Origin of the sequence: Paenibacillus sp. FSL R7-0302, from assembly GCF_038006885.1 — a bacterium.
Classification (GTDB): Bacteria; Bacillota; Bacilli; order Paenibacillales; family Paenibacillaceae; genus Paenibacillus_AQ.
This window is the reverse complement of the sequence record NZ_JBBOWB010000001.1, coordinates 1207783-1232045: the sequence shown is the minus strand read 5'-3', so window position 1 is coordinate 1232045 and position 24263 is coordinate 1207783. Positions and strand designations below refer to the sequence as shown.

Sequence of the window (24263 nt, the reverse complement as noted above, 5' to 3'; positions counted from 1 at the left end):
TATTTCCCCTCCGCCACTTTTCCTTGTCTGTATATTTTCCAGTTCTCTATTTACCAGCTCATAAATAAGTAATTATCTCAGACGTAATGCTGCTGTCGTAGCGGTCAGAGATGCCGAAGTCCATCTTTTTATACGTCCAGGCGGCCCGGCCAATCTTGTATTGTTCGAACACGCCATGCACATCCTTGTACCAGTTCACCACGCTCTGCGATGGGGCTTGCTCAATGACTCCATATTCGCCGCAGTACAGATATACGTTTCGCTCTGCTGCAACATCGATGGCATTCTGGATCAGTCTGGTCATGTATGCCGGACCCATCTCGCTGATACCTTCTGCATGAAGCCCGGAGCCGAAAGCGCCAATAGCCGCCGAAGTGCTGCGGTAGTTCTCCAGGTCACCCGGATAGTCCATGTCGCTCTTAGGCATCTGCTCCACCCAAGCCGCACGCTGGTGTGTGAACAGGAACGGCTCATAGAAGTGGAAGGTATACACGATATTCTCATCATACGGATGATCCAGCAGCCTGAGGGTATGCACGCTGTTCCACTGGATGCCGCCGATAGCGATTTTGGTCTCCGGGGCGTGCTTGCGGATCTCGGCAATCGTCCGGTGAGCCAGTGCATTCCAGCGGCTGCTGTCCTGCTCCACAATCTCATTCAATAATTCAAAAGCCACAGTATCCTTATAGCCGGCATACCGGCTGGCAATCGCCTTCCACAGATTCAGGAACCGCTCCTGGAGCGCCGCATCATCGAACAGGGAATTCTCGGCCACGCTGTTGAAGGAGAACCCGGGCGTTTTATGCAGATCAATAATGAGATTCAGCCTATGGGCAGCACACCAGCGGATACAGTTGTCGATATGCTTGAACCCGGCGTAAGTCTCAGCATTCCCCGAATCCTCTATCACTTCATAATCCACCGGCAGCCGGACATGGTCCAGGCCCCACGAAGCAATCGTCTCGATATCCTTCTCCGTAATGAAGCTATCATAATGGGCATGCTGATAAGGACACTGGGACAGCCAGCCTCCTAGATTCACACCTCTGGTATAACCCGTCCATTCTTTCATCACGATCATCCTCTCCGGCCTCAGCCTTCATTGTAAGCTCTTACTTCTACCTGTCTTAAGCATAGATAAACCCTGGCCGCAGAACAATTACACATCGTGCGTAAGTACTAACTTATTGTGCAATCCTCATTTACAAAAGGCACCCTTAGCTTCTACAATAGACCTATCTGCTGCGCAGGAGGTTCATATGAACATACACAATATCGGATACAATCACAGTCATGACGCGGACTTCATCATCAACAGGCCCCAAGGGTCGGGAGACTATATGCTGCTGCTGCTGAAGACGCCGGCCATCTTCACTTTGAAGGGAGAGAGCCGGGTGACGGGGCCGGACTCCTTCATCCTGTACAGTGAGCATACGCCCCAGTTCTACCGGGCTTACGGGTCACAATTCACCAATGACTGGTTCCATTTCCGGCTGGACAACCTGGGGGATGAAGCGCTGCTGGACCGGCTGGCGATCCCCAGGGATGAAGTGATCCCGATTGGCGATCTGAACGAGCTGTCGATCATCATTAACCATTTGTGCTATGAGGTGTATTCCGAGAACCCGCATAAGGACGAGACGATTGAATTATATCTGCGGCTATTCTTCATTAAGCTCAGCAACCGGATTCATTCGTCCCAGAAGGAAGTCGGCAACACGCACTACAACAAGATGTCCGTCATCCGCACCAAAATCTACAACCAGCCCTTCCTCAACTGGACGATAGATGGACTATCCCACGAGCTGACCATGAGCCGCTCCTGCTTCCAGCATCTGTATAAAGACTACTTCGGCGTAAGCCCAATGGCCGACGTCATCGCCAGCCGGATCGAACATGCCAAATACCTGCTCACCACCACAGACATCTCCGTCAAAAAGATCGCCGAGATGAGCGGCTACGCCAGCGAGATCCACTTCATGCGCCAGTTCAAGCAGCAGTTGGGCCAGACGCCCACCCAGTACAGGGAGCACAAAATAAAGCCAGACCGCTGATAAGCAGTCTGGCTTTATTTTTAGTGATATTCCAAGAACTCAAGACGATTAGCAGCTATAGTTTAAATCTTATACAAAGTAACTTCATAGTCTGCAAAAACCTTCCCGATCATCTGCTCCACCACACTCCACTCCCCGTTCGCCAGCCCGCAGCCCATGTTGTACGGAAGCGCCACAGACAGACCCTTGGCTTGCGTTTCTATCTTCAGAGTGGTTAACGCTTGCTCCAGCGCAGCATAATCGGTATACCGGATTTTGCTTCTTCCATAGTTAAGCTGGCCGAACAGATTCGCCGTGTACTTCTCTCCTGTCTGCACCAGCTGGCAGTGTCCAAGCAATCCGTCAGACGTGTGCTGGTCACAGTATTTTTTATACTCAGGATATAAGTTCGGATAACGGTCCCGCAGGATCTTGGCAATCCCCGACCCCATTACTCCCTGACAATTAACCTGATGTCCTAAAAAATCTTCCCTGGCTTCCATCATATCTCCATTCACTAACCGGATGCTCATAATTCTCTCCTTGTTGTTGCGACTTGGGTGTTTGGTTACCTTTTAGAATCCCATAATAACCCGGAGCTTCTCCGCTGTCTCTAGTACAAAGTTATCTACTTCCGCTTCCTTCATATAAACCGGTTCATATTCTATCGGCACTTCAGTGTTGCAATAAAAGTGAATGAAATTCTGTATTTGTTTAAAGGTCTGGCCTTCAGGAAAGAACGGAAAGTATTCAGGATATTGCTGAATATGCTGCACATCAGTCCAAAACACATGATTGCCATGCAGCTTCAAATATTTGAAGTCCAGCCAATACCAGTCCCGCTTTACCAGCTGATTGTAATTGGGAGTACCTTTTACAGCTTGATGTGTCTGCTCCTCCTTCTTGCTCTTAGTTAACTTGATCCATTCGACATCCGTTATAAGATGACAGTAATACCCCCAATAGTAGGAACCTGCGCCAGAAGTAAGCTCAACATCCTTCAATGCATACTGCTCCCGGAACAGCTCAGGCTGAATCCCCTGTCCATCCTTAAAGTGGGTAACACTCTTAGGTACATGCCGAAATGGAGCAAGACTCCCCTCCTCATCAACGATCCCACAATCCGGGCCAATATTTCCTACCAGAAAATCAACCTTGGATACCGGAACTCCCGCCTTCATTAAGGCTTCAGCTATTCTAAAATGAGTAACCCACGTAGCCATGTAACATTCCTCCTGAGACTAACTATACTCCTGTAGTACACACTTTACCTACACATACCACTTCCGTTGCGCCTCATACATCGTCCGGTACTCGCCCTCCGTGCTCATTAGCTCCTCATGCGTGCCATCCTGCACGATCCGTCCGTCCTTCATCAAGATAATTCGATCCGCGAGCTTCACTGAGCCTAATCTATGGGAGACGAGGATTGCGGTTTTATCCCGGCACAAGGCGGCGAAGTCGTTGTACAGACGGGTCTCCTCCAGCGGATCGATGGCCGCCGTGGGTTCATCCAAGATCATATAATCGCTGTCGCGGAACAATCCGCGCGCAATCGCCACACGCTGCCATTGACCGCCGGACAGATCGGTGCCGCCGAACTCCCGTCCCAGCATCGTATCTAGCCCTCTCTTAACCCCTTCACCGGATAAAAGCACCCCGGCCTCCTCGCACACGGATACTACTGCGGAATCATCTGCTGGTTTAGAATATTGGCTGATCCGCACATTCTCCCGTAAGGTCTCATTATACTTGCGATAGTGTTGAAAAACAGCCGACATTCGCTCATAGCTAGTCTGCGAAGCCTCCACGTTCCCGTACCACACTTCCCCCGCCGTAGGCGGGTATAAGCCCATAATGATGCGGCACAGTGTGGTCTTCCCGCTTCCATTCTCGCCTACAATCGCCAGCGTCTGCTTGTCCGGGATGATCAGGTCGATCTCCTCCACCGCATTTCGGGTTGCCAGCGGATAGCGGAACCGGACACCTAGTAGCTCAATATCACTATCTGCCGGCCTTGGCATGTTATTAGTCGCACGAACAGGTTCGTCGATGAAATCCAGAAAATTCTCAGTAGACCCGATATTCTCCGTAGCCCAGGCGATTCTCTCGGTGATCAGTTTGTTCATGAACCGGTACAGACTGCCAATCGAAGCCAGCACCGCCGCAAAAGCTCCAATCGAAATCTCCTGCCTCATCACAGACACGAACAGCATATACACGATCAGGCCGTAGCCTATAACCGTCACTATATTCAGAATGAGCTGAACGAGCTGCTTGCGCACCTGCGTCCGAAGTACAATAGCATTCAACCGTTGCAAGGTAGAGGTATACAGATTCTCGAAAAATGTAGTAGCTCCCAGCAGCCGGGTCTCCGAGAGATACGCTTTGTCCGTCAAGCACCGTTCGTAGTAGTCACTTTCCCGCCGGATCGGGGCAGATGCCGCCTCCAGATTCTTGAACGCTGACATCAGCACCCCTTGGGAGAGCATCACCGGGACGAATACGACCACAATACTTAGCGCAAGCACCGGCTTGAGCGTGAACAGATACCAGCCGATGAACACGAAATAAGTCGTATAGTAGAACAGAATATCCAGTAAGGTAGTCCCGATCCAGATCAGCTTGCCGCTCCCGTTAACAGCCTTGTGGATATAATTCAGCCGCCCCGTGTCCTCAAATTCAGAGACCTGCAACATATCTACTCTTTTAAAAATCATCAGGTTCAGGTGCTTGCCCACGCTTAGTCCGTAAATCTCCTCATAACAGTTCCCGAGTCCGTCCATGACATGATAGAACAGATACATAAGCGCCAAGGCACCCAAGGAAAAGAGAATCGTCTTGAAGTCTATCCGGTCTGTTGCATAAGCAGCAGCCGCATCCAGAAACCTCTGCATAAATAATACCTGCAACACCCAGGAGACCGCCTGGAGTAAGGCAATACCGATGTACGTGTAAGACATCCCTGGATTCACCTGGAATAAAAGACGCAGGCATCTGGTCCCGTTCCTCAGGAATTCCTTCCCCTGTAGTCTATCCATGCTGCACCTTACTCTCTGCCTCATACCACGACTTCTGACTGGCGAACATCCTACCGTAAATCCCTTCCGGGATTGCCAGCAATTGCTCATGGGAGCCCTGCTCGGCAATCCGCCCGCTACGCACCACCAGGATCTCATCCGAGATTCTCGCAGCACCTAGCCTGTGGGTGATGTAGATAGTGAACCGGTCTGCGCGGATGCTGCTGAACATTTCATATAGCCGGCTCTCTTCGAGGGGGTCAAGGGCAGCCGTAGGCTCATCCATAATATGAATAGCTGAGCTGGAATACAACAGTCTGGCTATCGCCAGCCGTTGCCACTGTCCGCCGGAGAGGTCCAGGCTGTTCTCTTTGATTTTGCCGACGTAGGTATCGAGACCCGCTTCCAGCCCCTGGACCATTCCGTCCAGATTCATCTTGCTTATGCTGTGACGGATTCGCTCTTCATCTAGCCTAAGAATATTCCCCAGCCTTATATTATCCTGGATCGTCAGCGCGTACCTGGCGTAATTCTGGAAGACCACTGCGATGATGCTTTTCAGCTCCGCGTAGCTGTACTCCCGCAGATTCCTATTATTAATGAAGATTTCGCCCTCGTAGTTATCGTACATCCCGGTAAGCAGTTTGATCAGGGTAGACTTTCCGGCCCCGTTCTCACCGACAATGGCATAGCTCTTCCCGCTAACCATGGTGAACGAGCATTGATTCAATATGTATCTCTCCGTATCCGGGTAGCGGAAGCTCACCTGCCTGAATTCCAGCGATTGAAAGACGAAGCCGTCTATCTCCACAGGTAGTGCAGCAGCATCCATCTTCTCACTAAGTCCGGCAAAAGCTGAAAAATCCTTCAGATACGCCTTCATCCGCGCATGCTCCTGCATCGTCTCGGCTAACTGCCAGGACATCCTCTGCACAAGGCTGAAGATCGCGGTCACCAGCGAAATGTAGAGACCAATCGTTAGCTCGCCCAAGTGCAGCGCAGGCATCAGCAAGCCCACAATAATGATGCCGATCAGCAGGGCGATGATCGAGCCGCTTTTCAGATGAATGAAGCTGCGGATCTGTATCTTCTTCTCCACCAAGTATGTCTGATCATACAGCTTGTCGTACCGATCCCTGAGCGCCGGACTATACCCGAATAACGTGCGTTCCTCCGCATCCTCCCGGCTGGTCAGGATATGGGCCAGATCCGCACTCCTTCTACGTATCCGCTGCGCATCCATCCCCAGCACATAATTCGCCTTGCCCGTCTTCATGGCAATATAGAACAAAGGCACCGCAACCAGCACAATCACAATCCCCGTAATGAACGTGGACGACATCACAATCACTAGCAGCGAGACAGTACCAATCAGCAGATTCAATCCACTCATTATATTGTTGAACCCGCCCATGAAATGACCCACCGGATCTCCGCACACCCTATGGATTAACTCCGAGGTCTCCTTATTCTCAATATGCTGATACGCAAGCCGCGCCCGCTTGAGCACCATCTCCCGCTTCAGCCGCACATTCAACCGGTTGCACCCCGTCAGCTCAATCAGCTGCATCAGGCTGGGAAGCAGATGAGTGACGATCACATAACCCATAATCAGCGCAAGCGGCCTATAGATTAACGAATACTCCGCCCGGCCATTCACAATATGGGTCGCCGTATTAATGAAATAAGCCATCACCAGCGTCTGATACGCAGGCATCAGGGCATCCACCAGCATATACCCCACCGCCGCCGCCGTCTGCACCGGAATCACCCGAAGCGGAATCCTGATTAGATCGAATACTGTATATTTTCTTGAAGTAAGCATGTAGTCTCCTTGTTGGAATGAATTATGGTAGGGACGAATCACAATAGGAAAGACTCGCAAAGCGTGCCCTAATTCATAGTATCATTTCCATCCTGGAGGAATAACCTGTCAGATTATAGGGATAGCGTAGAATAATAGAGAAGATTAAGGCCGTTATACACGATATGCACCACAACTCCCGGCCAGATGGAGCCTGTCTTACGGAACAGGTACGCCACCAGAACGCCGACCATGAATGCGTCTAACAGGATCACGGTGAATCCATGAACCACGCCGAAGATGGCAGCACTGCCTACGATTCCGGCCCATGGGCCATAACGGTTCAGTGCATTGGCAATGACGCCGCGGAATACAAATTCCTCGCTGAGCGGCGTGAGGATGGCCCCGGTGATAAGCAGAATAAACATGGAGAACGGACCGCCCTGCGCTGCCGTCTGGAAGTCCGCCTGGGTGTTGATCTCAGTAATAAAGTGATAATAGATCCCTTCGATTACAAAACATCCCCCGAACGCGGCAATCCCGATGAAGACCGCCACCAGCAGCCATTTCCGCTCCGTCCTCCGAAACCCGAAAGCGCGTAAATTGCGAATCCGCAGAGCGTAAGCTGCAAACAAAGCCAGGAAGCCAATCAGACCATTGCCCGCACCTCCGATATTAATCCGCAAAATAGCTTGCTCATCAGGAATTTGAAGCATCCAGACCCCAAGGATAACAACGCCGATCATATAGAGGGACAGTGCAGTTAGGATCTCCGGCCAGCCGGGCCGGGTGTGAGGTTTTTCAGACAGAGATGGACTGCTCATTGCCATTCCCCCGATCGTGACCTTTTTTACTCATGCTATTATCCTCCTATTCTTCTCATCGAAGCTCGAATGTGTTGCTCAGACCTATCCTACCAACTCCGCTGGAACAGAACTTAAACGAACCACTGAATTTTTGCTTAATTTTGTCCCCGCTGTTTAGGTTCTGTTAAGATAACTATGCTATTTTGAACAAGGGTGACAAAATGCCAAATCTATCCGCGATTAAAATCGCTATCGTTGACGACGAACCTTCGATCATCACCATGCTGCAAATGGTGCTTCGCCGCGAAGGCTTTCAACAACTGTACGGGGCTTCCACTTGTACTGAAGCTATTAGCCTGGTACAACGCGTGGTTCCCGATATCGTCCTGCTTGACATTATGCTTCCCGACGGCAGCGGGCTGGAGCTCTGCTCCAAAATCCGCGAATACGGGAATCCTTATATCCTGTTCCTCACTGCCAAGGCGACTGATCTCGATATTCTAAAAGGCTTCGCCATGGGCGGGGATGATTATATCACCAAGCCCTTCAACCCCCTGGAGGTAGCCGCAAGAATCCAAGCACGCATACGCCGTTTGGAGCCGGAAGCTCTGGCAGCCAGTGCTGCGAAATCTCCGGATGCGGGAATTTACCGGTTCAGTCGCTTCACCCTAAACGAGGCGGAGGGCGAACTGACCGTTGAGGGACAGCCTGTTCCTTGCCCTGCACAGGTCTTCCAACTATTACTGCACTTCTGCCGGCATCCCGGAATCGTCTTCTCCAAAACCCAGCTCTACGACAAAGTCTGGGGCATCAACGGCCAGGGCGATGATTCGACCGTGATGGTGCATATCCGCCGCATTCGGGAGCGGATCGAACTCGATCCCGGCGACCCGAAGCTGCTGCTTACGGTACGCGGACTGGGCTACAAGCTGGTGAAGGAGCCGGAGGAACGATGAAAATCCAGCAACGCATGGCCTTCCACTTCACGTATCAGTTGATTTTCTATGCGCTGGCGATTGTGACCATTGCCTTGGCTGCCTGCATCATGTTCTTCCAGAACATGACCAGCAATGAGATCCGCCGGAACTTTCCGGTTGGCGTCCTGGAGCAGATCTCCCAAGAAGCCCAGTACAAAGACGGGAAGCTTCATATCTTTTCCCAGTGGAACAAGCTTATTCAGGAGAAGGGGATGTGGCTGCAGGTGGTTAGTGCGGAGGGAGACGTAGTCTACAGCATTAATACAACGCCCTACTCCGGACTGCCTGCCTCCTACTCCACCGCTCAATTGCTCGCTATCCAGGAGACACGGCGACTGGGGTCTTATGCTGTGCAGACGCAACTGAATTTCTCGTTCCAGGACCCGCTTCTATATGTGCTCGGCTATCCAACCCCTGACCTTGACCAGCTCACGACATGGTTCAACGCTTATGGACAACAGGGCATGGTAAGAAGAGAAGCCGTTCCCCGCTTGGAACTGCAGCTTCGGGAGACTGGCAGTTATCTGCAAGTGATTGATTCTGAGAGTAACACCGTACAAGGCATTGGCGATCAGACATATGTACCAAAAGCATATCGGCCCCTGGACATTCTGGCCATCCAGCAGTCTCCAGACAACTATGACGCGGGTATTTTGGCCCGCCGGGACGAGCCGAGCGGGATGACCTGGATCGTCTATACGCCCCACGCAGCGGGACTTCCTCTGAAGCATCCTGTATTGGAAAATGTAACACCAAGGCTGATCTGGATTGCCGTGCTGATCCTGATCCTCGCGCTGTCGGTCTCCATCTGGCATGGCTACCGCTTCGGGCGGCCCCTGATTCTGTTCGCAGGCTGGTTCGAACGGATGGGCCAAGGACAATACGACGAGGTACTGACGGCCAAGGACAAACGCAAGGTATTCCGCCGCAACGGCACCATGCGAACCCGCAACAGGCTCTATCAGGAAGTGATTCAAGCCTTCTATCAGATGACTCATCAATTGGCTCAAATCGAGAGGGACCGCAAGAGACTGGAGAAGGAGCAGTCGGAGTGGATGACGGGAATCTCCCATGATCTGCGCACACCGCTGGCCACGATTCAAGGCTACGGGTATATGCTGGAGAAGCTGCCTGAGCAATGGAGCCAAGAGGAAATGCGGGTCATGGGTGCGACCATCCGGGAAAAAGGGGATTATATGCTGGAGCTGATCTCCGACTTCTCCCTGATCCATCAGCTCAAGCAGAGCGACTCCATCATGGTCCGCCGGGAGACCGATCTGGCAGAATTGGTGCGCTGCGCCGTATTGAAGTACGTCAATGACGCCACCATGTCTGAGTATCTATTTCACTACACCGGGGAAGAGGATTCCCTGCTCATACAGGCAGATGTAACCTGGTTACAGCGGCTGATGGACAATTTGCTGTCTAATGCCGTCAAGCATAATCCGCCTGGAACCACCATTACTGTCACTCTTGCCCGAGTCCACGACAAAGCTTGCATACGGGTACTCGATAATGGCAAAGGAATGGACGAGGAAACACGGCATCATCTGTTCAACCGCTACTACCGCGGAACCAATACCGAAGAATCCACCGACGGCTCCGGGCTCGGCATGAGCATCGCCAAGACCATCGTCGAAGCACACGGTGGCACAATCCAGGTCCAATCGACAACCGGGCAAGGCACGGAATTTGAGATTGTTTTGCCGTGCTGAGTAAAAAAGGGTTCCAGTTCTGATGAGCTGGAGCCCTTGTTTCTGTTTAAGTATGAATACATACTCAAAGGCATCCATTGTCATCCCACATTAAATAGAATTTGTATTGCTATTCCGAAGGATTCATGTAATCTCCATCATTCTGTAGAGTAAACTACGTGGATTTAACAGTTTATATCTTTTACTGTTAAACACAAAGATGAAGGAGATGAGTAAGTGGAAAGTATCCTAGAAAGCCTGTATCATGGCAACTTGCATCCCGATGAAAACATTATACCCGATGACCTACAGTACTCTATTTTAAGAAAAAGAACATCTGACATCATAGAGGTTTGGAAGGAGCGGCTTTCAGCGGAGGAATTCGACGAATTAGAAGCACTGTTAGACTTGTATGGTCAAACTCATGGCATGGAGTTGGCAGCTAGTTTCAAGTATGGATTTCGCTTGGAGCGGGGATTATGGTAGAGGTTTTAAGCGGGGAGGATGTTGAGTAGCGTTGGTGCATCTATGGCAATTTTGCGTTATTTTATAGACTTTGTAGCCAAGCGAGAGTATGTTTATTATTTTCATCCGCAATTAGACTTTATGCAATGAAAAATCCGCCGAGAAATCAAGGCGGATTTTTCATTTGACTAATATTATTATTTCATCAGTAGCTAATCCTAGTTAGCTCTTTTTTCCAAAAAGTGCTATAGCAATTTTTATTAGTACATAGGAAATGAGAAAGCAAACTAGGCAAGCTCCAACTAATGAAATAATGTTTAGCTCATAACTCTCAGCCTGTGCAGATATACTAAAAATATCTTGATATCCAGAAGAAAAATCATCTAGTCTAAGGCTAAGAAATGGAAACAAGGCTCCAAACTTATATTCGTACGCTGTATTCGAGTATTCAATAGAGATAGGTTTCATTAACGAGAGTATCAGAATTATTAAAGTAGTGATCCAGTAGGTTTTTTTCTTCAACACAGTCATGAAACCACCTCAAATAATTAATAATTTTGGAAGCTATCAGTATAAAGGAAAGTTTGTTGAGTAGTGACTGATAACGGTGTATTCGGTATGCCATACGAATAAAAATAATGAATACTAAGATGATAAGTATCGATAACATGAACTTTACTTTTTTTGTCACTATACTCTCCTTTTATTCGTTGTCATATAACTATATATTAAAGTTTAATTAGTCCCATAGTAAATATTACCACGTTCTGCTAGAATGATTTTGGTTAATTACATATATTTAGGGGGATCTATGGAAAGTAAGAAATGGTTGGTACTACTTGTCGTGGTCTTATTAATTGGTGGCAGCATTGGCGGAAAAATTCTGTATGATGCGAAAAAGGAACGTGATCGTCAAGACCTGCTCCATATTGGAGATCGGTTAGAGAAGTCTTTGTCTGACTACGAAGATACTGTTAACCAAATAAACGAAGATAAGGAATTAGCAGAGGAATACACCAACCTAATGGAATCTATCATTGATGAGGATTTTGCAGCAAGCGAGTTAGACGAAATGGTAGCTAAGGCCTGCAAGATGGAGAGCGAATTAATGGATATCTACCCTACCGTCTATACAGAGCCTAGTTCTGTTTGTGATTGAAAGGAGTTTATGATGGCAGTGACACCAGAACTAAAGGATGTTCATGTTTTTGCTGAAGGAGATGTGACCGGAGATTTTTGCGTATCCTTAGTTTTAGATATTGGTCCTTCAGATTTAACTGGCTCTGATCAATTCTATGCTATAGTTGGAACTGCTCAAGGGATCGCGGATTTTCTTAGTACCAGACCATTTATAATTTGTCGAGGGTTTGTGGTATTTCCTGAATTCAACTTAGAAGCTATAAAGGAAGTTATTCAAGTTAGTATTTCAAAATGTGCTGAGGAAGACTGGGAACAAACTGCATTGTCGATTAACAGACTTTTTCCTTGGGAATATGATGAGATGAAGGATTACAAACTCTTTTCATAAAAGAAAAGTACCCGTGTGCACTTTGTATTTAGTGTTCATTGTAAAATACATAGTAACATCCCTATTATTCTGATAGACTATTTTTGCTAATTATTATCAGAATAAGGGGCTGTTCATAATGTTATTATTTATTTGGGGATATGATATTTAACTTTATAGATGCTCAAGGTGAGTTGTCAGCTGTAACTTTTCAAGACACTTTTGCATTTGGTATGAAGGATTTCTGCCAAGGCTTGAATCATTCTCTGCCGAACGACGAGGCCAGTGTCATAAGACTTTAACCAATAGCCCGCCGACCAGTTAAGGTTGACGGGCTTCTGCCTATGTTGTAAAAGCAAGGTTATTTGCGGGTTTATATGTTGTATTAAGCCACGCTCCAACCATTGACGAAGCAACTGCTTGCAACGGATCGGCGTAACGCCTCTCACGTTCAAGAAGCTTGCGTCGCATACAATCGTGCATAAATGCCGCCGCTATGCAGCAGTTCCTCATGCGTACCCATCTCGGCAATCTCTGTACCCTCCAGCACGACGATCTGGTCGGCATGACGGACGGTCGATAGCCGATGGGCAATCACCAGTGTTGTGCGATCCTTCGATATTTCGTCCAGCGCCTGCTGGATCTCTTGCTCGGTCTTAGTATCAAGCGCCGATGTGGCTTCATCCAGAATGAGGATTGGCGCATTACGCAGAATCGCCCGTGCGATCGAAATCCGCTGTTTCTGCCCTCCTGACAGCCGTACACCGCGTTCACCAATCACCGTATCGTAGCCTTGCTCCATCTGTGCTATGAAATCATGCGCTTTCGCCGCTTTCGCTGCGGCCATCACATCTTTCCCGGTCGCATCCGCCCATCCATAAGCGATATTGTCATACACGGAGCCGTCAAACAGGAAGGTGTCCTGCAGCACCATTGAGATATTGTCACGCAGGCTGGAGAGCGTCACATCCCGAATGTCGATGCCATCCACTTTAATCGAACCGGTCTGCGGGTCGTAGAACCGGTTAACGAGACTGGCCAATGTCGTCTTTCCTACACCGGTTGTACCTACAAGCGCGACCGTCTTTCCGGGATCAATAGTCAGGTTCAACCGTTCTAGTACAGGCGCACCCTCCGGATATACGAAGGTGACATCTTGAAAAGATATCTGTCCTTGTACACGCGGTAAGCTGACTGCATCTCGCTTCTCCTGTATATCCTCCTCTTCTTCCAGCACCTCGTATACCCGTTTAAGACCTGCGGCGGCTCGCCCGGTCATCTCCACCAGATTGGAGAAGGACTTTACCGGCTGATAGAACATACCCAGGTAGGCGATGAATCCGATGATATCAGCAATGCTGACCTCGCCTGTTGCCATTAATCTGCCGCCTAGAATCACGACAAACACAGTACCCAGCGCAGTGACAAAGGCTAACAACGGCACAGACGTTTCATAGAACAGACTGGCGCGCAAATAGGTCTTCGTATGTTTCATAGCCAGACGAGATACGTTGCCCTGCTCCTCCTCCTGCCGATTAAAAATTTGGATTTCCTTCATGCCCGCCAAGTTTTCCTGCACCTTGCCGGAGATTTCTCCCCGCGTTTTGGAATTCTCTCCCCACAGCGGCGACAAATGCTTGCTCTGCCATATCGTAATCGCAAGCAGCAACGGAATCGTGATCAGACTGATCAGTGCCAGCTTCACATTGATCGTCAAGAGAAGAATGCCTACTCCGATAAAGGTCAGTGCGTTGATGATAAAGTCAGGAATAGCATGGGCAATGAAAATTTCCGCCTCCATCGCATCATTCACAACGCGCCCGGTCAAGTCACCCGTCCGGCTTCGGTGGAAATAGCGCAGGCTCATTTGCTGATATTTGCTATACAATCTTGTTCTTAAATCTGCTACATAATGAAGTGCCGCATAATGGTTCATATAGCCGGCCAGTGATGTTCCGATGGCTTGCAGACAGGTGGCTCCAAGCAGCAACAGACCAATCTTCAGCGCTTCCGCGGCAAAGCGGCTGCTGCCTTCGGTCGCCAATTGTGTCAACGAGCGGAGCGCCCAGGGCAAATAAAACCCGGCAATCGTGGCCATCACGACACCGGCAAATCCAATGCCTAACTGCAGCCAGTATTTACGTGCGCCCATCAGGACACGCCATGCGGTTCTCATGTGGCAATCGCCTCCTTCTGTTCCTTAGCCTGTAGGAATCCTTGATCTACTTCTTGGTCCCTACGCTTATCACGCAATAGCTCGTACGTCACATAGACCGGCCGCCCTGTTCGTGGTTCCAGCATAATCTCGGCATCAATGGCAAACACCTCACGCAGCGTCTGTACCGTCATTACACGCTCTGGCGAGCCATGCTCCACCACCTGGCCCTCACGAATCGCTACCATATAGTCGGAGAAGCGTGCTGCCAGATTCAAGTCATGCAGCACCATCACAATCGTCACGTGCTGACTGCGATTCAGTTCATAGAGCAGTTCCAGTACTTCGAGCTGATGGGCCAGGTCCAGATAGGTGGTGGGTTCATCCAGCAGGATCAGATCGGTCTGCTGGGTGAGCGCCATCGCAATCCATACGCGCTGACGCTGACCGCCAGAGAGCGTATCCACCTCACGATGCTCGAACGCAGTAAGTTGGGTAACCGCTAAGGCCCAGGCTACTACTTGCTTATCCTCTTTGGAGAGCTTGCCGAAACCCCGTTGATGAGGAAAACGTCCATAGGCGACTAACTGACCGACCGTCAAACCGCTCGGTGCGGTTGGCGTCTGCGGCAGAATCGCCATCTGCTTGGCGACTTCCTTGGTGGACAGTGTGCGGATATCGGCACCATTCAGATAGACCGTACCATTATTCGTCTTGAGCAGCCGGCCGACTGCCTTGAGTACAGTTGACTTGCCGCATCCATTGGGACCAATAATCGAGGTGATCTGTCCACGCGGAATCTGCAAATCCAGTTCTTTGACGATAAGCGTGTCATTATAGGCAATATCAATTTGCTCTGCTGTAATACTTTCCATGACGTCCTCCTAATTGGCCTTCGCTAGTAAATAAAGAAAGTACGGAACACTGATGACCGTAATGACGATTCCCGTCGGCACATCTCCCCCCAGGTTAACCGTGCGCGTAATCGTGTCTGCCAGCACCACGACTAATCCGCCGGTCAGGCTTGCAGCCGGAATGAGCAATTTGTGATCGGGCCCGACCAGTTTTCTTGCCATATGCGGAGCGATCAAGCCAACGAAGAAGAAGCTTCCGCCAACAGCCACAGCGCCAGAGGATAAAGCAACAGCAGCGATCGACAACCCCACAAACTGCCGCTTCACAGAAAGACCCAGCCCTTCTGCCGTCTGATAGCCCAGATGGAGGGTGTTCAGCATCCGGGACTTGTAGAAAATATAGCCGATTAAAATCAAGACCCATGGTGCCAGTACGGAAATATAGCGCCAATCAGCGCCCCACAAGCTCCCCGCCAGCCAATTCAGCATGAAGTCCATCTGCGAATCATCCAGCTTGAGTGTCAGGAAGGTGGTCAGCGCCCCATACCCGCTTCCGAGCGCGACCCCGGTTAAGATCAGACCGATTGGCGAGAGGTTTCGCCCGCGGTGATAAGATAATAAGAAGATCAATCCCGCCGCCAGCAGGCCGCCAACAAAGGCCAGCAGCGGCAGGGCAATGAAGGAACTTTTTCCTGCTGATGCGATGAATACGACGAAAAACAGGACAAACAAACCCGATCCCGAACTGATCCCCAGTGTCCCCGGACTAGCCATGTCATTGCGCAGCAAACTCTGCATCACGACCCCAGCCGCTCCCATTCCCAGACCTACCAAGATCGACAGTACGATTCGTGGCATTCGAAAGTCGAACAGGATCAGATTGTGCTTGCCGGTACCGTTACCCAGGAGAACGTTCAGCACTTCCAGCGGTGAAAGATTCATCTTGCCGGAATTCATGCTAATGACAGCAAACATAAGGATGAGCAGCACAAGCACTACATTGATGAGGATACCCCGTTGCACCGTATAACGCTGCTTGATCATTCGAATTCCCTCCTTTGCCTGCGGGCGAGGAAGAGAAAGTACGGCACACCAATGATGGAAAAAATAATGCCAATCGGTGTTTCGAACGGCCTATTAATCAAACGGCCAGCCAGATCGGCCGATACGGTCAGCAACGCGCCATATAGCGCAGCCGCCGGAATAATGTACCGATAGTCGACACCGACCATATATCGCACAATATGCGGGGTAATCAGACCCACAAAACCGATTGGGCCAACCACGACAACAGCCAATCCAGTCAGCACGAGCACGATAATCGTCGATAGCCCCTTGACCAGTCCGCTACGGATACCGAGTCCACTTGCCACATCCTCTCCCAGACTGAGCAGTGTAACGGAAGGAGCCAGCGCCAGCGCCAGTAGTATACCACCAACAAATAAGGGGGAGATAATCAGTAGTTCCCCCCACTTGGCCCCCGCTGTACTGCCTGCCGTCCAGAATGCCAAGGCCCGGCCCAGGTTGTAATTGATCGCCAAATACTGACTGAGTGCGCCAAACAGCATGGAGATGGACAGCCCTGCCAGTACCAGCCGCTGAGGCGTCATTCCGCGCTTGCCCAGTGACGCAATGAAGTAAGTGATCCCGGTCGCGAGCGCTGCTCCCAGACATGCAAACAGCATCATTTGCCCATACGAATAACCCGGTAGAAACGCCAGGCATAGCGCAATCGCGAATGCTGCCCCGGAGCTGATCCCCATCAGCCCGGAGTCGGCCAGCGGATTGCGCGTTGTCCCCTGCATGATCGCACCACAAACCGCAAGGCTACATCCGACGATCAGATCGGCTACAGTACGCGGAAGACGTAGGGTTTGAATAATTTGATGTTCAGTGAGCGTTGGATCAAATCGGAAAATAGCCTCCCATGCAGTCGCTAACCTCATATCAGCGGCACCAAAGCTAATCGACGCCGCTGACATGAGAACCGTTAATCCAAGCCCTACCACCATGTAGATGGTGAAGTTCACCGCCCCACGGCGATTTTGTTCAGGCTTGTTTTTCATCGTATTTCCAGGTCCCCTTATTTAGCTAATGCCAGCAATTGATTGATAATATGATCAATCAATGCACTGGAAGTCATTATATCCGTGGACCAAGATAGCGATGAACCCACCGTTACGATCCGGTTATGTTGCACAGCGGGTAGTGATTTCCAAACGGCATGATCAGCAGGAACTTCCGTATCTCCTAAGGCGATCAAATAATCCCCCATGTAAGCGGGCAAGACCTCCATTGAGATCTGTCCCCAATATTTATCTGCGTCAATAATATCAGATTGAACCTTTGACGGTGCCTTCATTTGAAGTTGATTATACATAAGCTCGCCAACCGCATGCTTGGCTCCAGCGATGGAGTTCGTTTTATCACCGAATTCTCCCATCGTAATCGTCACGTCTGCAAGGCCGGCATTCTTAAGGGATAGCTTCGCTTCTTCGATTTTGTTAGCATAAGCACTCAAAACAGCCTCAGCCTCTTTCGGCTTATTCAGAACATCGCCAATGAAATGGATACGCTCCTCTGTGGTCATATCACCATAAGGGACATAAATGGTCGGGGCAATTTTGGATAAATCCTCATAATTCTCTTCGCCCCATGCTAATATGATCAGATCAGGCTCAAGCGTCATGACATCTTCCGGCTCCATTTTTATGTTAACTGAATCTTTAATCTCGTTAGAATAGACCGCCTCTGTCTCGCCCTTTGTCGCTCTCGCCACACCTAGAGGAGTTACACCCAAAGCTACCACATCACCAACCAGATAATCGACTACAACACGCTGAGGGTTGCCAGGCACCTCAACATCACCCTTTACTGTAGATATCTTTTTGGTCTGCGATACTGCTTCTGAAGCTTTCGTCTCCTGTACTTCCGGTTGTGTCGTCTGCCCGGTCTCCGCAGGCGGATTCACCGTTCCCCTATTATTCGCTGGCGTCCCCGACGTACATGCCGTCAGCAGCAGCATCAGGCTCATCGCCGCCACAAAGATCATTTCTTTACTTCGTACTTGTCCAAACATGCTTGATTCCCCATCTCTATAAGACTTGACTAGACTCGCCAGTTCCCTCTCATTGTATTGAAGATGAGAATCATTATCAATACCATCAACCTGCATAGGTAGTGCGTTTATTTTCCGGTAATCACTCGGCGTCATCTTGTAATACTTCTTAAACATCCGAAACAGGTTCTTCTCATCAGCAAATCCAGATCCTGTTGCTATCTCTTTAATGGTTGCCTCTGTATACTTCAAGTCATGACAGGCAGCTTCAATCCTTCTCTGAATGAGATACTCCTGTAAGCTCATCCCTTCCTTCTTTTTGAACAACCGCGTTAATTGCCCGCCACTGATCCCAAACATAGCGGCAATATCCTGGAACATAATCGGCTCCCTGTAATGCTTATCGAGATATACCTTCGCAGAACAGGCTGGATTGGGCTGGAGATAGCGAATCTCGCCACCCTCTAAATCTCTGAACACCCTATGAATCAATTGATATAGATAAGCTTTGGCCTGTAGCTGATCCATCGCCTTGCCGCGGTTCCAGTCATTCATCATCTGTTGAAACCAGTCGAGCAGCAAGATAGGATTACTTGGTGTATAACCAAACTGTTGAACAAATGGATTGACTTGCTCCAGTAGTTGCTGCAGGTACCTCCTGGAAAAGAGAGGGGATTCAGCTTTATACAACACCATGAAGGTCTTCACCTTCTCCCCTGTAGACGAAATACTGAGCAGGCTCCCCTTGCCGCCGTGAACCAAACCGAAGCGTTCCATCCCAAATGTGGTCTCATTCAGTTGAATTTGCGCTTCCCCTCCACATACATAGATAAGCATGCTGCTAGGCATTTTATATTGCTCCAATGGATATTGGGGCGCTACATGATGTAAGCGTACATCTATCAATGTAATGATTGAACGTGCCCAGATGCGGGCCATCATGTCGATCATCTCCGGTGTATAGGCATGGCTTGCTTCTGATTTCTCTTGCATCTATCCGCGCTCCCTCATCAATTGATATTGATTATCAATATCATATTTCATGAGGTAAGTATATCATCATTAAGTAAACTTGGGTTGTTTTGTAGGAAGGGTTAGGCTCGGTATCATCAAAATCGTAGAACCCTTAGTCCGCTATCCTCGATTTTCAAATATGGCTTCCGTCTAGGAGCAGGCATTAAGGTAGAGGTTTTAACAGGGGAAGAGGATCTTTCTAGTAGAGTGAGCAGTGTTACAACAGAAATGAAAAAATCATTATCGGAGCGCTTAACCGATCCCTTCGTATAACAACTTTCTGAATTTAAGTTCACCCTCAACCATTTCCTCCAATCATTCAGACCGTTAATATTCGTTTCCCCTATATCCATACTCATCGTTTATCCCTCGTTACAAAGGGCTTATTTCATTATGAATTTTGTGTGCTATGGGCATATGCCGTGTTGGATATGGGTTGTAGTCCATAGACTGTTGACGAGATAGTATTTGAGGAGGTTACCTATGGAAACGAGTTATCAACAAGTTGCCTGGAATTGTATGAATAAGTATGTCGGTATTACGACAACGGACGGTCAGTCTCACGACGGGTTTATTGCTCAAATCGATCAGAACAACGTTATACTTGCCATTCCCACAAATGAAATGATGGGCCAGATGAACGGAATGCCTGCTAACGCAACAGCCTACAGACAATTCGGATACTATCCGGGATTCTACCCGCGCCGCCGCTTTTATCCAAGACCGATCCCCTTTGGTGCCATTACAGCTTTGTACTTGCTTCCATTTTTCATTTAATAGTGATTAGGGAATTCGTTATTGTATGGGCATCCGCCCAGTTCTTTATGTGGGCATTAGCATAGGATGATGTATAACCAGGTAGTGCTCGAAACCACTCGCGGAGTGATTAGCGGCTGCTTAGTGGAAGTTAAGCCAGACCACGTTGTATTGGATACCAGGGGCCGGAAGTTTTTCGTACGAATCTGCGAGATTGTCTGGATCATGCCAGAATAGTTTTTGTGAGGGAGCTACGACAGTAGCTCTTTTTTTGATTTGCCAAAGAAATTCTATACAAGGTGCTGCACGGTGAACACGGTGACTCCTTACGACAAATTGTAACGGAGGGGAGTCCAAGCGTTCATATTAAAAACGCAATCGAGCACATTCTGAATCATTATCAGGATTCATTCCGCATTGAGGATTTGACACAACTTGCGAAGATGAGCGTTCCGTCGTTCCATAGGCCAGCGAAGAGAGTGTCGGCAGGGTGCTCAAGGATTACACTACACGGGAGAACGTCGTCATCGCCACCAAGCTGGGTGCTCCCATGCGTTCAGGACCTAATTCATTCGGGCTCTCCCGCAAGGCGATTATGACGGAAATTGACCACAGCTTGCGACGTCTTGGAACGGATTATATCGACCTGTACCAGATTCATCGGGCGGACCCTTTTACCCCATGGGAAGAGACGCTTGAAGCCCTCCATGATCTCGTGAAAATGGGAAAAGTACGCTATTTGGGCGCCTCCACCATGAGAACTTGGCAGTTCGCAAAGGCCCTACATCTCCAGAAAGAGCACGGTTGGGCCCGCTTCATCTCCATGCAACACAACTACAACCTGATCGCCCGCGAGGAAGAGAATGAAATGATTCCCCTCTGTGCCGACGAAGGGATTCAGACCATGGTCTTCAGTCCGCTGTCGCGGGGTGTCCTGGCTCGGCCTTGGGGTGCACAAACGGCCCGCTCCGCGACCGAAACCGGTGCTGCCCAATACTTCCAGGCAACTGCCACAGCCGACCAAAAAATAGTGGAAGCCATTGGCCAAGTGGCAGAGGAGCGCGGAGTCAGCCGTGCCGAAATCTCCCTCGCCTGGCTGTACCGCAACCCCGTCATTGCCGCCCCCATCGTGGGAGCGCTCAAAACCAGCCATATTGACGATGCGATCAAAGCCCTCTCGATCAAGCTATCTGACGAAGAAGCTGCAAGGCTGGAAGCTGCGTACACCCCTCGCATCGACGTAAATGTTAGAAATTCCGATCCGAAATCGATTGCCCGCATGGCGGCAACCGTTGGGCATGAGGTTGCTATTCCGGGTGGAGGGAAGTAAATTGAATAGAGTAATAGGCCCATGCAGGTTGCATGGGCCTATTGGACCAATGTAACAATTTCACTCTCTCAATATTTAGTGAACTATATAATTACATATCTAAAACCGCAATTCTTTTAAAACCAAAAGATTCAATTTAGGCTTGTTCTTCTGTTTTTAATTTTGGAACTGCCCAAACTAATGAATATTTAGCTCTTGTATTAGCAACGTAACCTATTCTTCCTGATTCCAGCTCTTTTTCGAGCCAATGTTCCCCACTGAAAGCAGGACAGCTTCCTAATGCTTCAGCTTCAACCATCTAAATACATAAAAAGCCGCCAATCCGGCAGCTTTTTATGCACTTATTCTAACATCATTCAACCACTACCTTACCTTTGAGCGTGAATCGAATGCTTGTACTCCCAGTGCTAATGCCCCGCACAAGCCAGCATTATCGCCGAGCATAGGTGCTACAATATAATGTCCGATATCCGATACAATCGGCTTGGCACTCACGTATCCATTTAGAAGGCTGCCTACTTGCTCCCGGATCATCGGGAATAAGTGGATTTGTTTCATCACGCCCCCGCCGAGAATGACTTTCTTAGGGGATAACGTCAGGATGACATTCGATATGGCCTGCGCGATGTAGAACACCTCCATCTCCCATGCCGGGTGGTCTTCCGGCAGGGTATCGCCCTTAGCCTTCCATCTTGCTTCTAGCGCCGGGCCGGCGGCCATACCTTCCAGACAATCGCCATGATAGGGACAATTGCCACCAAAGTCATCGTTCGGATGCCGCCTTGTGAGGATATGTCCACCTTCTGGATGAACAAGTCCATGTACCAGGTTACCCTCGGTATAGACGCCGACTCCTACGCCAGTCCCGATCGTATAGTAGACGCAGCTATCCAATCCTTGTGCTGCACCCCATGTGGCTTCGCCCAACGCGGCAGCATTGACGTCCGTATCCCAACCAACCGGAACATCGAAGACCGATTTTAGCGTACCCACGAAATTATATCCGGACCAGCCAGGTTTTGGCGTTGTCGTCACATAACCGTAAGTCGGACTGGAGAGTTCGAGGTCAATCGGACCAAATGATCCAATCCCTATGCTATCGACTCTCTTCTCCCGGAAGTAGGCGATGACATTCTCCATCGTCTCTTCGGGTCGACGGGTCGGAAAGTGAATCCGATCCTCAATCTCCCCTTCTTCGTTCCCGACACCGCAGACAAACTTTGTTCCGCCTGCTTCAATTGCCCCGATACGCATGAGCTTCCTCCTTGACCTCATCTCTCCATATGCTTCCCAGCTCATTGATTTGGAGCGACACCAGCTTTACGTCTCCGCCAACCGCGTAGAGCTCAAGTCCGTTGCTCTCGGAAGCGGGGAAAATCATGTCCGAGATGACCGCTAGACCCTCACCACCGAACACTTCAATCGAAGACCAATCCATGAAGATGGACATGCGTACACGGTTATTCACAGGCGTCAGCGGTGCCTGGTGCTTAGCTGCGAAGTCCGGATGGAAATTCGTAGTGCCTGAATTCGTGCGATCGACAAACAACTCCATCTTGAGGGTATCGTACCCGACCACCGTTTCTTCATCTGCAGACTTTCTAACCTTCATTCCGAACTCCGTTGCGGTTCCAATTTCGAATTCCGCGGTCAATTCCGCTCTATCAGTGGTGATGTCCGCCAGCGGATTCATATCCGGAACCAAGGTTACATTCTCCAGAGCCATAAGCGGTGAACCTATCCTTCTCAATTCTTCTACCGGTTCTTGCACCAGACGAAGGCCTTCCCCATAGGTTCTCAACTTCAACTCCCGTGGAATGGATGCATTTCCCCGCCACTTGTCAGTCGGAAGCGTCCCGGCATACCGCCAGTTGTTCATCCAGCCGATCCAGAGCTTGCGGCCGTCTCCTTCCGGTATATCGCTCCAGGTGACGGCTGCATAGAAATCGGACCCGAAATCAATCCATTTCACATCATGAACCGAAAGAATAGGCTCGTCAGGTGTAAATGTCTTACCATCGAAGCTGCCGACGAAGTACATCATACCGGAGCCGCCTGCCGGTGGTTCAGGTTCGTTCGGGTTCACTCCATTACAATCGCCCACACTTAGAATGAGCACCCACTTCTTCTGATTGGGATCACCATCGACATGAATCGAGAATAGATCCGGACATTCATAAACGCCGCGATGTGTTCCGATGACGTCAGCGCCAAATGCACTAGCAAATGCCCATTCCTTCAAATTCGGAGAAGTGTAGAACTCCACACGGTCTTGAACAGCCAGAGTCATAATCCAACTAGATGTATCCTCATGCCAGAATACCTTCGGATCGCGGAAATCAAGCGTCGTCTCCGGAAACAAGACCGGGTTTCCTTCATATTTTGTCCAAGTCCGTCCCTTGTCTCTGCTGTAGGCGATGCTTTGAACCTGCGGCTTACCTGGCTGCACCTTGTTGTCGTTATTCGTATAGATCGCCACAAGCCCTGACCCGTACTCATCAAAAAAACCACTAGTGTTTTGTGTATCGACTACCGCGCTTCCAGAGAAAATCGCACCGTCCTCACCTGGCGGCAAGGATGCTTCAAGCTCCTCCCAATGGACCAGATCGGTGCTTACCGCGTGCCCCCAATGCATTCTTCCGAAATCGGGCTGGCTTGCGAACGGCGTGTGCTGATAAAAGAGGTGGTACTCATTCTCGTAATACACCATTCCGTTCGGATCGTTCATCCAGTTTTGTTGTGGCGAATAATGATACTGCGGACGGAACTTCTCTGTATAATTCATGTTTC

At 49.6% G+C, this 24263-nt stretch carries 22 protein-coding genes and 1 pseudogene; 9 read left to right on the top strand and 14 right to left on the bottom strand.

All coding sequences use genetic code 11. The features are described 5' to 3' along the window. Nucleotides 1-58 precede the first annotated feature (58 nt). The gene (locus MKY96_RS05375; protein WP_340944457.1) at nucleotides 59-1072 is read right to left on the bottom strand and encodes a glycoside hydrolase family 5 protein; all 1014 of its coding nucleotides are present in this window, start codon (nucleotides 1070-1072) and stop codon (nucleotides 59-61) included. A gap of 187 nt (nucleotides 1073-1259) precedes the next feature. Here MKY96_RS05375 and MKY96_RS05370 point away from each other — a divergent pair, with 187 nt between their 5' ends. After that, on the top strand, nucleotides 1260-2054 hold the full coding sequence (locus tag MKY96_RS05370) for an AraC family transcriptional regulator (protein ID WP_340939005.1): 795 nt from the start codon (nucleotides 1260-1262) through the stop codon (nucleotides 2052-2054). A gap of 62 nt (nucleotides 2055-2116) precedes the next feature. On the opposite strand, the gene MKY96_RS05365 is transcribed toward MKY96_RS05370, so the two are convergent. The 5 genes from MKY96_RS05365 to MKY96_RS05345 all read right to left on the bottom strand — a co-directional run bounded on the left by MKY96_RS05365 (nucleotide 2117) and on the right by MKY96_RS05345 (nucleotide 7681). After that, entirely contained in the window at nucleotides 2117-2566 is a 450-nt protein-coding gene (locus tag MKY96_RS05365; RefSeq protein ID WP_340939003.1) for an Appr-1-p processing protein, read from the bottom strand. Nucleotides 2567-2608: 42 nt separating this feature from the next. Beyond that, nucleotides 2609-3256: a hypothetical protein gene (locus MKY96_RS05360; RefSeq protein ID WP_340939001.1), complete on the bottom strand. Its 648-nt coding sequence runs from the start codon at nucleotides 3254-3256 to the stop codon at nucleotides 2609-2611. 48 nt (nucleotides 3257-3304) lie between these two features. Beyond that, nucleotides 3305-4996 (bottom strand): ABC transporter ATP-binding protein, encoded by a 1692-nt coding sequence (locus MKY96_RS05355; RefSeq protein WP_340938999.1) that lies wholly within the window; start codon nucleotides 4994-4996, stop codon nucleotides 3305-3307. A 70-nt stretch (nucleotides 4997-5066) separates the two neighbouring features. After that, a complete protein-coding gene (locus MKY96_RS05350) occupies nucleotides 5067-6878 on the bottom strand; it encodes an ABC transporter ATP-binding protein (RefSeq protein WP_340938997.1) in 1812 nt (603 codons plus the stop codon). A gap of 113 nt (nucleotides 6879-6991) precedes the next feature. Further along, nucleotides 6992-7681 (bottom strand): CPBP family intramembrane glutamic endopeptidase, encoded by a 690-nt coding sequence (locus MKY96_RS05345; protein ID WP_340938995.1) that lies wholly within the window; start codon nucleotides 7679-7681, stop codon nucleotides 6992-6994. Nucleotides 7682-7884: 203 nt separating this feature from the next. Between MKY96_RS05345 and MKY96_RS05340 the strand changes: the two genes are divergently transcribed. The 5 genes from MKY96_RS05340 to MKY96_RS05320 all read left to right on the top strand — a co-directional run bounded on the left by MKY96_RS05340 (nucleotide 7885) and on the right by MKY96_RS05320 (nucleotide 12327). Then, the gene (locus MKY96_RS05340; RefSeq protein ID WP_340938993.1) at nucleotides 7885-8619 is read left to right on the top strand and encodes a response regulator transcription factor; all 735 of its coding nucleotides are present in this window, start codon (nucleotides 7885-7887) and stop codon (nucleotides 8617-8619) included. Continuing rightward, nucleotides 8616-10355, top strand: coding sequence for a HAMP domain-containing sensor histidine kinase (locus MKY96_RS05335; RefSeq protein ID WP_340938991.1), 1740 nt, complete (start codon nucleotides 8616-8618; stop codon nucleotides 10353-10355). The genes MKY96_RS05340 and MKY96_RS05335 overlap by 4 nt, the downstream gene beginning before the upstream one ends. Nucleotides 10356-10571: 216 nt before the next feature. Then, nucleotides 10572-10820 (top strand): DUF6809 family protein, encoded by a 249-nt coding sequence (locus MKY96_RS05330; RefSeq protein WP_340938990.1) that lies wholly within the window; start codon nucleotides 10572-10574, stop codon nucleotides 10818-10820. A gap of 790 nt (nucleotides 10821-11610) precedes the next feature. Then, nucleotides 11611-11958, top strand: a complete 348-nt coding sequence (locus MKY96_RS05325) for a hypothetical protein (protein WP_340938989.1) — start codon at nucleotides 11611-11613, stop codon at nucleotides 11956-11958. A 12-nt stretch (nucleotides 11959-11970) separates the two neighbouring features. Continuing rightward, a complete protein-coding gene (locus MKY96_RS05320) occupies nucleotides 11971-12327 on the top strand; it encodes an Imm8 family immunity protein (RefSeq protein WP_340938988.1) in 357 nt (118 codons plus the stop codon). Between the two features lie 430 nt (nucleotides 12328-12757). Here the strand turns inward: MKY96_RS05320 and MKY96_RS05315 are convergent, their stop codons facing one another. Genes MKY96_RS05315 through MKY96_RS05295 form a run of 5 tightly spaced genes read right to left on the bottom strand, consistent with a single transcriptional unit; the run spans nucleotide 12758 to nucleotide 19366 of the window. Beyond that, on the bottom strand, nucleotides 12758-14482 hold the full coding sequence (locus MKY96_RS05315; RefSeq protein WP_340938987.1) for an ABC transporter ATP-binding protein: 1725 nt from the start codon (nucleotides 14480-14482) through the stop codon (nucleotides 12758-12760). Then, nucleotides 14479-15336: an ABC transporter ATP-binding protein gene (locus MKY96_RS05310; RefSeq protein WP_340938986.1), complete on the bottom strand. Its 858-nt coding sequence runs from the start codon at nucleotides 15334-15336 to the stop codon at nucleotides 14479-14481. The genes MKY96_RS05315 and MKY96_RS05310 overlap by 4 nt, the downstream gene beginning before the upstream one ends. A gap of 9 nt (nucleotides 15337-15345) precedes the next feature. Beyond that, nucleotides 15346-16359 carry a FecCD family ABC transporter permease gene (locus tag MKY96_RS05305; protein WP_340938985.1) on the bottom strand — a complete coding sequence of 338 codons (1014 nt, stop codon included), beginning with the start codon at nucleotides 16357-16359 and terminating at the stop codon, nucleotides 15346-15348. Next, nucleotides 16356-17381 carry a FecCD family ABC transporter permease gene (locus MKY96_RS05300; RefSeq protein ID WP_340993895.1) on the bottom strand — a complete coding sequence of 342 codons (1026 nt, stop codon included), beginning with the start codon at nucleotides 17379-17381 and terminating at the stop codon, nucleotides 16356-16358. Before MKY96_RS05300 ends, MKY96_RS05305 begins: the two co-directional genes overlap by 4 nt. Before the next feature lie 17 nt (nucleotides 17382-17398). Further along, entirely contained in the window at nucleotides 17399-19366 is a 1968-nt protein-coding gene (locus tag MKY96_RS05295; RefSeq protein WP_340938984.1) for an AraC family transcriptional regulator, read from the bottom strand. A gap of 504 nt (nucleotides 19367-19870) precedes the next feature. Here MKY96_RS05295 and MKY96_RS05290 point away from each other — a divergent pair. The 3 genes and pseudogenes from MKY96_RS05290 to MKY96_RS05280 form a co-directional block, all read left to right on the top strand. Beyond that, nucleotides 19871-20164, top strand: a complete 294-nt coding sequence (locus MKY96_RS05290) for a phosphatidylinositol kinase (RefSeq protein WP_340938983.1) — start codon at nucleotides 19871-19873, stop codon at nucleotides 20162-20164. Nucleotides 20165-20230: 66 nt separating this feature from the next. Next, entirely contained in the window at nucleotides 20231-20380 is a 150-nt protein-coding gene (locus MKY96_RS05285) for a DUF2642 domain-containing protein (RefSeq protein WP_340938982.1), read from the top strand. Nucleotides 20381-20624: 244 nt separating this feature from the next. Further along, nucleotides 20625-21473 (top strand): annotated as a pseudogene (locus tag MKY96_RS05280) (aldo/keto reductase); the annotation flags it as partial. 136 nt (nucleotides 21474-21609) lie between these two features. Here MKY96_RS05280 and MKY96_RS05275 read toward each other — a convergent pair. From MKY96_RS05275 to MKY96_RS05265, 3 genes are all read right to left on the bottom strand, one after another. Then, nucleotides 21610-21771, bottom strand: coding sequence for a hypothetical protein (locus MKY96_RS05275; RefSeq protein WP_340938981.1), 162 nt, complete (start codon nucleotides 21769-21771; stop codon nucleotides 21610-21612). Between the two features lie 65 nt (nucleotides 21772-21836). Then, nucleotides 21837-22727 (bottom strand): ROK family protein, encoded by an 891-nt coding sequence (locus tag MKY96_RS05270; protein ID WP_340944453.1) that lies wholly within the window; start codon nucleotides 22725-22727, stop codon nucleotides 21837-21839. Then, complete coding sequence (locus tag MKY96_RS05265) at nucleotides 22708-24258, bottom strand: glycoside hydrolase family 32 protein (protein WP_340938980.1); 1551 nt, start codon at nucleotides 24256-24258, stop codon at nucleotides 22708-22710. The genes MKY96_RS05270 and MKY96_RS05265 overlap by 20 nt, the downstream gene beginning before the upstream one ends. Nucleotides 24259-24263 lie beyond the last annotated feature (5 nt).

Excerpts from the sequence above, each read along its gene's own strand:
- MKY96_RS05325 (WP_340938989.1), top strand. The coding sequence starts at position 11,611 with ATGGAAAGTAAGAAATGGTTGGTACTACTTGTCGTGGTCTTATTAATT.
- MKY96_RS05300 (WP_340993895.1), bottom strand. The coding sequence starts at position 17,381 with ATGAAAAACAAGCCTGAACAAAATCGCCGTGGGGCGGTGAACTTCACC.
- MKY96_RS05365 (WP_340939003.1), bottom strand. The coding sequence starts at position 2,566 with ATGAGCATCCGGTTAGTGAATGGAGATATGATGGAAGCCAGGGAAGAT.
- MKY96_RS05290 (WP_340938983.1), top strand. The coding sequence starts at position 19,871 with ATGGAAACGAGTTATCAACAAGTTGCCTGGAATTGTATGAATAAGTAT.
- MKY96_RS05370 (WP_340939005.1), top strand. The coding sequence starts at position 1,260 with ATGAACATACACAATATCGGATACAATCACAGTCATGACGCGGACTTC.
- MKY96_RS05355 (WP_340938999.1), bottom strand. The coding sequence starts at position 4,996 with ATGTCTTACACGTACATCGGTATTGCCTTACTCCAGGCGGTCTCCTGG.
- MKY96_RS05375 (WP_340944457.1), bottom strand. The coding sequence starts at position 1,072 with ATGAAAGAATGGACGGGTTATACCAGAGGTGTGAATCTAGGAGGCTGG.
- MKY96_RS05275 (WP_340938981.1), bottom strand. The coding sequence starts at position 21,771 with ATGGTTGAAGCTGAAGCATTAGGAAGCTGTCCTGCTTTCAGTGGGGAA.
- MKY96_RS05320 (WP_340938988.1), top strand. The coding sequence starts at position 11,971 with ATGGCAGTGACACCAGAACTAAAGGATGTTCATGTTTTTGCTGAAGGA.
- MKY96_RS05345 (WP_340938995.1), bottom strand. The coding sequence starts at position 7,681 with ATGAGCAGTCCATCTCTGTCTGAAAAACCTCACACCCGGCCCGGCTGG.
- MKY96_RS05340 (WP_340938993.1), top strand. The coding sequence starts at position 7,885 with ATGCCAAATCTATCCGCGATTAAAATCGCTATCGTTGACGACGAACCT.
- MKY96_RS05305 (WP_340938985.1), bottom strand. The coding sequence starts at position 16,359 with ATGATCAAGCAGCGTTATACGGTGCAACGGGGTATCCTCATCAATGTA.
- MKY96_RS05270 (WP_340944453.1), bottom strand. The coding sequence starts at position 22,727 with ATGCGTATCGGGGCAATTGAAGCAGGCGGAACAAAGTTTGTCTGCGGT.
- MKY96_RS05295 (WP_340938984.1), bottom strand. The coding sequence starts at position 19,366 with ATGCAAGAGAAATCAGAAGCAAGCCATGCCTATACACCGGAGATGATC.
- MKY96_RS05265 (WP_340938980.1), bottom strand. The coding sequence starts at position 24,258 with ATGAATTATACAGAGAAGTTCCGTCCGCAGTATCATTATTCGCCACAA.
- MKY96_RS05335 (WP_340938991.1), top strand. The coding sequence starts at position 8,616 with ATGAAAATCCAGCAACGCATGGCCTTCCACTTCACGTATCAGTTGATT.
- MKY96_RS05360 (WP_340939001.1), bottom strand. The coding sequence starts at position 3,256 with ATGGCTACGTGGGTTACTCATTTTAGAATAGCTGAAGCCTTAATGAAG.
- MKY96_RS05285 (WP_340938982.1), top strand. The coding sequence starts at position 20,231 with ATGATGTATAACCAGGTAGTGCTCGAAACCACTCGCGGAGTGATTAGC.
- MKY96_RS05315 (WP_340938987.1), bottom strand. The coding sequence starts at position 14,482 with ATGAGAACCGCATGGCGTGTCCTGATGGGCGCACGTAAATACTGGCTG.
- MKY96_RS05350 (WP_340938997.1), bottom strand. The coding sequence starts at position 6,878 with ATGCTTACTTCAAGAAAATATACAGTATTCGATCTAATCAGGATTCCG.
- MKY96_RS05310 (WP_340938986.1), bottom strand. The coding sequence starts at position 15,336 with ATGGAAAGTATTACAGCAGAGCAAATTGATATTGCCTATAATGACACG.